Raw genomic sequence first — 4,056 nt, 5'->3', positions numbered from 1 at the left:
ATATATCCCAGACCCAACTGAGGGATAAAATTTTATTATGAATAAAACGAGTTTTAAAAATATTTTTATGAGAAATAAATTACTTTTTTACAAAAGATATAAAAAACAACTAAGATATTCTTTAGTTGTTTTGTTATTTTTCTCTTTTAGCAGTTTGTTTTCTCAGGAAGTTACTGTTAATAAATATGCTGTTGAAAATGATACGGAATGTAATCAGTTTGATGTAACGCTTGAAATTATAGGAAATCCGCCTCCTCAACCTCAAGAAGTTGTTATAGTAATTGATAGATCGGGTAGTATGGATGATGGCGCAGCCCCACTTCCTATTACTTACGCAAAAGATGCAGCTATTGATTTTGTAGATAATTTCTTTTTAGCTTCTAATAATCCTAATGGCTTAAATAAAATAGCTGTAGTTAGTTACGCCTATGCGGCAACTATTGATATAGGGTTAACCGGAATAACAGGTAAAAACGCCATTATAACAGCCATTAATAATATAGTAACAGGTGGGAATACCAATATAGAAGATGCTATGGTTAAAGCTGATGGCATTTTAACATCTTCTGGCACGTTTAATTGTAATACTTCTAGGAATATAATTCTATTATCTGATGGAGCTGCTTCATATCGAAACATTAACACAGGTGAAGCTAGTGGCACTAATTTAAGTTGTAATCCGAATGCTGCAAATTCAGATTGCCGCGCTGAAGGTATACAAGCTGGAATTGATGCACAAACTACTACTGTTGGCGGTGTGGTTTATACCCAAAATATATTTTCAATTGGTCTTGTTGGAGCAATTACAGATCCAGAACAAACTTATGCCGTAAACTCTTTAAATAGCATACAAAATTCTGGTTCATATATTACAGAAAACAATGCCGATTTAAGTGGTATTTATAGTCAAATTTTGGGGAAATTAGTTCCTGCGGCTACGCAACTACCTGGACAATCCTTAGTTTCAAATACTATTGCAAATGGATTTTCATTAGTGCCTGGAACAATTAATACTGCTACAGGAACAACCACGGTTAGTGGCGACCAAATTTCTTGGTTTGTAAATAATTTATATAAGGAGACTATAACTTTAAACTATAGCATAGTAGCAGACAATAGTACTACATGTGGTGTTCAAGATGTTGGGAATTCTGTAATGAATTATGAAGATTCAGATTGTGCTATTGCCACAAAAACATTTTCTAATCCTGCTATTTGTGTTCCTTGCCCTGAAATAGATCCGCAAATTTCTCGTGTTGCTTGTACAAATTCAATTGAATATACAAGTAACGTAAACCAAGGTGGTTGTACGGCTGTTTCGAATTCATACCAATGGGTTTTTAGTTTAAATGGTACTCAAGTTGGTACATCAAACACTCAAAACGGAACTTTTAATTATACTGGAACGCCAGCTTTTGAAGGGTCATTTACAGCCAATTTAACCTATAATGGATCTTACGGAAATGGAACTTGTAGTATAACAGATGTTAATAAAGATTCAAATACTTTAACCTTACCTCCTGCTTTAGTTGCTACAATTACTACAAAAACTAATGTTTCATGTAATAGTGAAGCAACTGGAAATATTGATATTAACGTTACTGGTGGAACTGAACCATATTCTTATTTATGGAATGATGCTAATAACTCGACTACTCAAGATTTAACAAGTGTTATTGCTGGAGCGTATAACGTAACTATAACTGATGCCCTTGGGTGTACGACTTCCATTGGCGCAACCATTACGGAACCAAATAATCCGCTCAGTTTAAATATTTCTAAAGTGGATGCTACTACAGCTCAAGGTTGTACTAATGGTCAAGCAACAGCTATTATTTCTGGTGGGACTCCAAGTTATTCTTACCAATGGAGTGCATCTGCTGGAAGTGTTACAACCGCTACTGCAACTGGATTATCTAATGGTACACATAGTGTAACTGTGACCGATGCAAACGGATGTCAATTAACTCAAAGTGTGGTCATCGAGTGCGTGAACACTTGTGATGCTGAAATCGATATTGTTAATATTACTGATGTTCTTTGTACTGGTGATGCTAGCGGGTCTGGAACAGTAAATGCTAATTCTGGAGCTAATCCTAGCGCTACTTTTACATTTACTTGGTCTAACGGTCAAGTTGATGCTGGCGTAAAAACTAGTTCACTTAGTAGTTTAGTTGCAGGTGTTTACTCTGTAAGTGTTACCATTGATGGAACGGTTTGTCAAGCTGTTGAAGAAACTATTTCAATTACAGAACCTAGTAATGCCTTAAACGTTTCAGCAACGACAACAGACGAAAAAGGTCCTGTTACTGGTGATGGAACAGCAACTTCAGTTGTAACTGGTGGTGTTGAACCTTATACTTATGCTTGGTCTCCTGGAGGTCAAAATACAAGTTCGATTACTGGACTTAGTGCTGGCGATTATACAGTAACTGTAACCGATGCTAATGGATGTACTGATTCCACCACGGTAACTGTGAATCCAGGTACTTGTTTGAACTTATCAGTTACTGGAACTTCCACACCTGCCTTGTGTTTTGGTGATAGTAATGGTAGTGTAACTGCTACTGTAACCGGTGGTTCTGGAAATTTTACATATGCTTGGGATACGATTCCTAACACAACAGCTGCTGTTAGTAATTTACCTGCCGGTGATTATACCATTACGGTAACAGATTCTATAACGCTGTGTACTACCAATACAACGATAACTATAAACGAACCTAATATATTAAGTTCAGGCATAGCAGTAACAAATATTTTATGTCGTGATGATGCAACTGGATCTCTTGATCTTGCTGTTAATGGTGGTACATTTCCATATACTTTTCTTTGGAGTAACGGTGCAACAACTGAAGATTTAATTAACGTAGTTTCTGGAACTTATTCTGTAACAATTACCGATAAAAATGGGTGTACTACTAGCAAATCAGCAACAATTGTTCAGCCGAGTACAAATATATCGGCTTCTATAACTTCACAAACTGATGTGGATTGTTTAGGAAATACAACTGGAGAAGTAACTGTTGAAGCAGTTGGTGGAATTTCACCTTACACATACTCTATAGATAATGGCACTAATTATTCATCTAGCGGTACCTTTACTGGACTTGCTGAAGGAAGTTATATTGTAATTGTCTTAGATGCTAATGGATGTACTTTCGATCAAAATGTTGAAATTAATACCGTAGTTGATATTACCAATCCGACCATTACATGTCCTGCTGATGTAACTTCAATTTTAGATTCTGGAACATGTTCTACTGATTCAGCAACTATCGATTTAGGAACGCCTACAACTTCAGATAATTGTTTGGTAGCATCAGTTAATAACGATGCTCCTTCTACTTATCCTTTAGGTGAAACAATAGTAACTTGGACAGTAACGGATGGTTTAGGAAATACCGCTACTTGTGAACAAAAGGTAATCATTATAGATAATACAGTACCAACAATAGTTACCTGTGCGGCACCTGTATCTGTAAATGTAGATGCGAACGGATGTACGACTGATATCGCAAATATCAATTTAGGAACACCTACTGTTGATGATAACTGTACAACAACAACTATTACGAACGATGCACCGGATACCTTTCCATTAGGAGATACCATTGTAACATGGACCGTAACAGATGGTTCTAACAACTCTGTAACTTGTGAGCAAACAGTAACGGTAATCGATAATATCGAACCGTCGTTTGTAACCTGTGCTGCGCCTGTATCTGTGAATGTAGATGCTAATGGATGTACCACGGATATTGCTAATATCAATTTAGGAACACCTACCGTTGAGGATAACTGTACAACAACTACTATTACGAATGATGCACCGGATACCTTTCCTCTTGGAGAAACCATTGTAACATGGACCGTAACAGATGGTTCTAACAACTCAGTAACTTGTGAGCAAATTGTCACGGTGATTGATAATATCGAACCGTCATTTGTTTCTTGTGCGGCGCCTGTATCTGTGAATGTAGATGCTAATGGATGTACCACGGATATTGCTAATATCAATTTAGGAACTCCTACCGTTGAGGATAACTGTACAAC

At 36.7% G+C, this 4,056-nt stretch carries 1 protein-coding gene; it reads left to right on the top strand.

Annotated elements, in window-relative coordinates:
* Window positions 1-67 precede the first annotated feature (67 nt).
* Window positions 68-4,056: HYR domain-containing protein (locus WBN21_RS12995; RefSeq protein WP_424200948.1), on the top strand; the 3,989-nt coding region annotated here is incomplete at its 3' end.

It is taken from the genome of Algibacter sp. (genome assembly GCF_049667265.1).
Classification (GTDB): domain Bacteria; phylum Bacteroidota; class Bacteroidia; order Flavobacteriales; family Flavobacteriaceae; genus Algibacter_B.
This window is presented reverse-complemented; position numbering and strand designations above follow the sequence as displayed.